The following is a 5,252-nucleotide window of genomic DNA, read 5'->3' as shown; positions in this document are numbered from 1 at the left end:
GCTGCCGTAGTCGCGGTCGGTCAGCCCTTCCTCGAACTCGACCAGGCCTCGCCATCGGAAAGCAGGGCCAGCAGCCCGGCATGATCACCCTCGACCGGCGGGGCCAGCACGGCGATCCTGCGCACGCCGCACGGCTCCAGCACGAAGCCCCGGCCCGTCGCGCTGATCCCGGCCAGCGGGGAGAGGTGGATGGAAGGGAACTGCGCGAAAGGCCAATATCGCGGCAAACGTCCTTGATGTGGACCGAAAAATCCAAGCGCTTGCATGGCCGAGGTTGGGCTGGCTTGGCCAGCGCCTGACCGTTCCCAGTGCCCAGGGATGGGGAATTAGCCGGCTCACCAGCTCTGCGTTTTCGAATTGCTCATGTGCCGGGCAGTTGCCCGATCATGGTTCAGCTTCCTGAACGCCGAAGCGGCAGGAGACTTCCGCGGCATGCGCAATGGCAGGAATCCCACATATTTCCCTTGAAGAAATTTTATTTCTCATAGGTAATCATCAGGTAAGCGAAGCTGATTACGAGGACGGCAAGGGATGTGTGGTATCGTTGGTCTGTTCCTGAAGAACCAGGAATTGCAGCCGAAGCTAGGCGACCTGCTGACGGACATGCTGATCACGATGACGGATCGCGGGCCGGACAGCGCGGGAATCGCCATCTACGGCAATGATGGCGGCAAGCCGAAGATCACCGTCCAGTCGGACGACCCGGAAACGGCATTCCGTGGCCTCGACGCGGCGCTGTCCGATGCGCTGGGGGATACGGTCGGGATGCGGGTCATCGACACTCATGCGGTGCTGACCCTGCCCGAGGGCACAGAGCCCGAGGCCCGCGGCTTTCTGGCCGGGAAAGGCATCCGCGTCATGGGTTCGGGCCACGCGATGGAAATCTTCAAGGAGGTCGGCCTGCCCGAACAGGTCGCCGCCCGTTTTCACCTGCGCCAGATGGCCGGCAGCCACGGCATCGGCCATACCCGCATGGCGACGGAAAGCGCGGTGACGACGCTGGGCGCGCATCCCTTCTCGACCGGCGCCGACCAGTGCCTGGTGCATAACGGCTCGCTGTCCAATCACAACCAGATGCGCCGTGAACTGACCCAGAAGGGTTTCGCCCCGGAAACACAGAACGATACCGAGGTCGCCGCTTGCTATATCTCGTCGCGCCTGGCCGAAGGCGCCAGCCTCAGCGAGGCGCTGGAAGGCACGTTGCAGGATCTGGACGGTTTCTTCACCTTCGTCGTCGGCACCCGCAATGGCTTCGGCGTGGTGCGCGACCCCGTCGCCTGCAAGCCCGCCGTCATGGCCGAGACCGAGGATTACGTCGCCTTCGGCAGCGAATACCGCGCCCTTGCAAACCTGCCCGGCATCGAGAGCGCCCGCGTCTGGGAACCCGAGCCCGCCACCGTCTATTTCTGGGAGCGCTGAGATGCAGACCATCGACCTTGCCACCACGCCGCTGCGCGACGTCAATGCGGCGCTTCAGGCGCAGGCTTCCCGGACCAACCAGACCGAATGGGTGATCGAGAACCCCAAGGGTGCCCATGCCATCGCCGTGGGCCTGGATGCGCCCATCGAAGTCACCGTCAAGGGCTCGACCGGCTATTACTGCGCCGGGATGAACAAGCAGGCGACCGTCAAGGTCACCGGCTCGGCCGGGCCGGGCGTGGCCGAGAACATGATGTCGGGCACTGTCGTCATCGAGGGCGACGCCAGCCAATACGCGGGTGCCACCGGCCATGGCGGGCTTCTGGTCATCAAGGGCAATGCCAGTTCGCGCTGCGGCATCTCGATGAAGGGCATCGACATCGTGGTCTTCGGCAATATCGGCCATATGTCGGCCTTCATGGCGCAGTCGGGCAATCTGGTGGTGCTGGGCGATGCGGGCGACGCGCTTGGCGACAGCCTCTATGAGGCGCGGCTGTTCGTGCGCGGCGCCGTCAAGTCGCTGGGTTCGGACTGCATCGAGAAAGAGATGCGCCCCGAGCATGTCGAGATCCTGCGCGACCTGCTGGAACGCGCCGGCGCCGATGCGAAGCCCGAGGAGTTCAAGCGCTACGGCTCGGCCCGCAAGCTCTACAACTTCCACGTCGATCACGCCGGCGCCTATTGATGAGGGATATCATGGACAAGACGCCGCAAACCCTGCCGCGCGACAGCTGGACCTTCTCGCCCGGCATCAACGCCGAAATCCGCCGCGCCGCCGATACCGGCATCTACGACATCCGCGGCGGCGGCGCCAAGCGCAGGGTGCCGCATTTCGACGACCTGCTGTTCCTGGGCGCCTCGATCTCGCGCTACCCGCTGGAGGGTTACCGCGAGAAATGCGACACCTCGGTGGTGCTGGGCACGCGGTTCGCGAAAAAGCCCATCGAGTTGAAGATCCCGATCACCATCGCGGGCATGAGCTTCGGCGCGCTATCCGGTCCCGCGAAAGAGGCCCTTGGGCGCGGCGCGACGCTGGCCGGAACCTCGACCACCACCGGCGACGGCGGCATGACGAACGAGGAACGCGGGCATTCGGAAAAGCTGGTCTATCAGTATCTTCCCAGCCGCTACGGCATGAACCCCGACGACCTGCGCCGCGCCGATGCGATCGAGATCGTCGTCGGCCAGGGCGCCAAGCCCGGCGGCGGCGGCATGCTTCTGGGCCAGAAGATCACCGAGCGGGTGGCCGGGATGCGCAACCTGCCCATCGGCATCGACCAGCGCTCGGCCTGCCGCCATCCCGACTGGACCGGCCCGGACGATCTGGAGATCAAGATCCTGGAACTGCGCGAGATCACCAACTGGGAAAAGCCGATCTACATCAAGGTCGGTGGCGCGCGCCCCTATTACGACACCGCCCTGGCGGTGAAGGCGGGCGCCGACGTGGTCGTGCTGGACGGGATGCAGGGCGGCACCGCCGCGACGCAGGACGTCTTCATCGAGAATGTCGGCCAGCCGACGCTGGCCTGCATCCGCCCGGCGGTGAAGGCGCTGCAAGACCTGGGGATGCACCGCAAGGTGCAGCTTGTCGTCTCGGGCGGGATCCGCACCGGCGCGGATGTGGCCAAGGCGCTGGCGCTTGGCGCCGATGCGGTAGCCATCGGCACCGCCGCGCTGATCGCCCTGGGCGAGAACGACCCGAAATGGGACGAGGATTATGCCGCGCTCGGCACCACGGCGGATGCCTATGACGACTGGCACGAAGGCCGCGATCCCGCCGGCATCACCACGCAGGACCCCGAACTGATGAAGCGTTTCGACCCTGTCGAGGGCGCGCGGCGGCTGCGCAACTACCTGGCCGTGATGACGCTGGAATGCCAGACCATCGCGCGGGCCTGCGGCAAGAGCCATGTCCACAACCTGGAACCCGAGGATCTTTGCGCCCTGACGCTGGAAGCCGCCGCCATGGCGGGCGTCCCGCTGGCGGGCACCAACTGGATTCCCGGCCAGAACGGCTTCTGAACCAACGACCAGAGGGCAGGACATCGCATCCTGCCCCGATCCAGCTCTTTTCCTCCAACGGGAACCTTCCGCATGACCGATCTCGCCGAATTCGCCCGTGAGAAGGGCGTCAAATACTTCATGATTTCCTATACCGACCTGTTCGGATCGCAGCGCGCCAAGCTGGTGCCGGCGCAGGCCATCGCCGAGATGCAGAAGGACGGCGCCGGTTTCGCCGGTTTCGCCACATGGCTGGACCTGACCCCCGCCCATGCCGACATGCTGGCGCTGCCGGACGCCTCCTCGGTCATCCAGCTGCCGTGGAAAAGGGAAGTGGCCTGGGTCGCTTCGGATTGCGTCATGTCGGACAGCGGACCGCTGGCGCAGGCGCCTCGCAACGTGCTGGGGCGGCTGACGGCCGAGGCCGCGGAAATGGGCCTGGTGGTCAAGACCGGGGTCGAGCCGGAATTCTTCCTGCTGACGCCCGAGGGCACGCAGATCTCCGACCCCGCCGATACCGCGGTGAAACCCTGCTACGACCAGCAGGCGGTGATGCGGCGCTACGATGTGGTGGCCGAGATCTGCGACTACATGCTGGAACTGGGCTGGGAACCCTATCAGAACGACCATGAGGACGCGAACGGCCAGTTCGAGATGAACTGGAAATACGACAGCGCCATGGCCACGGCGGACAAGCACAGCTTCTTCAAGTTCATGACCCGCTCGGTCGCCGAAAAGCACGGGCTGCGCGCCACCTTCATGCCCAAGCCGATCATAGGCCTGACCGGCAACGGCTGCCATGTCCATATCTCGGTCTGGACCAGGGACGGGCGCAATGCCTTTGCCGACGACGGCAAGGAACTCAGCCTGTCAGACGAGGGCCGGCATTTCCTGGGCGGGGTCATGAAGCACGCCTCTGCGCTGGCCGCGATTACCAATCCCACGGTGAACAGCTACAAGCGCATCAACGCGCCGCGCACCGTCTCGGGGGCGACCTGGGCGCCCAATACGGTCACATGGACCGGCAACAACCGCACCCATATGGTGCGCGTCCCCGGACCGGGCCGGTTCGAGTTGCGGCTGCCCGACGGCGCGGTCAACCCCTACCTTCTGCAAGCCGTGATCATCGCGGCGGGACTTTCGGGGCTGCGCAGCAAGGCCGATCCCGGCAAGCGCCACGACATCGACATGTATGCCGAAGGCCACCGCATCATCGATGCGCCGAAGCTGCCGCTGAACCTGCTGGACGCGATCCGCGCCTATGACGACGACGCCGGGCTGAAGGCCGCGATGGGCGAGGATTTCTCGGCCGCCTATATCAAGATGAAGACACAGGAGTGGAATTCCTATTGCGGTCATCTGACCCAGTGGGAACGGGACAATACCTTGGACATCTGACGGATTCCTGGGCGCCTGCTATGGGCGGGCGCCATGCACGCTTACCGCTGACGGCCTCCGATCCGGGTGCGCCCAGCCCTTGCAGCCTGCGTTGTCCCGGCGGAACGCCGAAGGCTTGCGCGAAACACCGGCTGAAATGCTGCATGGTCGCAAAGCCGGTGATCGCGGTGATTTCGGCGATCGGCAGGGCGGAATGGCGCAGCAGCTCGTTCGCCTTCTCCAGCCGCAAACGCCGGTAGAACTCCATGACCGACAGGCCGAAGTGGTCCGAAAAGCAGCGCTGTAGCTGGCGCAGGCTGCAACCGGAAAGCTCCGCAAGCTGGTCGGCCGACAGCGGATCGGCGATATGCGAACTCATCAGCCGCACCGCCGCCTCCAGCACGGGATGGTGCAGATTGTAGCGCCGGGCCGGGCTTTTGCCTTGGGGCGGGCTG

At 65.2% G+C, this 5,252-nt stretch carries 5 protein-coding genes; 4 read left to right on the top strand and 1 reads right to left on the bottom strand.

The features are described 5' to 3' along the window. Positions 1-531 precede the first annotated feature (531 nt). From FE811_RS25565 to glnT, 4 genes are all read left to right on the top strand, one after another. Positions 532-1,419, top strand: coding sequence for a glutamine amidotransferase family protein (locus FE811_RS25565; RefSeq protein ID WP_116221784.1), 888 nt, complete (start codon positions 532-534; stop codon positions 1,417-1,419). Position 1,420: 1 nt separating this feature from the next. Further along, positions 1,421-2,104: a GXGXG domain-containing protein gene (locus FE811_RS25560; protein ID WP_036761223.1), complete on the top strand. Its 684-nt coding sequence runs from the start codon at positions 1,421-1,423 to the stop codon at positions 2,102-2,104. An 11-nt stretch (positions 2,105-2,115) separates the two neighbouring features. Further along, complete coding sequence (locus tag FE811_RS25555) at positions 2,116-3,441, top strand: FMN-binding glutamate synthase family protein (protein WP_072464342.1); 1,326 nt, start codon at positions 2,116-2,118, stop codon at positions 3,439-3,441. A gap of 72 nt (positions 3,442-3,513) precedes the next feature. Continuing rightward, positions 3,514-4,818 carry a type III glutamate--ammonia ligase gene (gene glnT / locus FE811_RS25550; RefSeq protein ID WP_116221783.1) on the top strand — a complete coding sequence of 435 codons (1,305 nt, stop codon included), beginning with the start codon at positions 3,514-3,516 and terminating at the stop codon, positions 4,816-4,818. Here glnT and FE811_RS25545 read toward each other — a convergent pair. Then, a partial coding sequence (locus FE811_RS25545) for a helix-turn-helix domain-containing protein (protein ID WP_140849316.1) occupies positions 4,739-5,252 on the bottom strand: 514 nt, incomplete at its 5' end. The genes glnT and FE811_RS25545 overlap by 80 nt on opposite strands.

It is taken from the genome of Paracoccus sp. FO-3 (genome assembly GCF_006386455.1).
Classification (GTDB): domain Bacteria; phylum Pseudomonadota; class Alphaproteobacteria; order Rhodobacterales; family Rhodobacteraceae; genus Paracoccus; species Paracoccus versutus.
The sequence above is the reverse complement of the archived record's forward strand: the minus strand, read 5'-3'. Positions and strand labels throughout refer to the sequence as shown.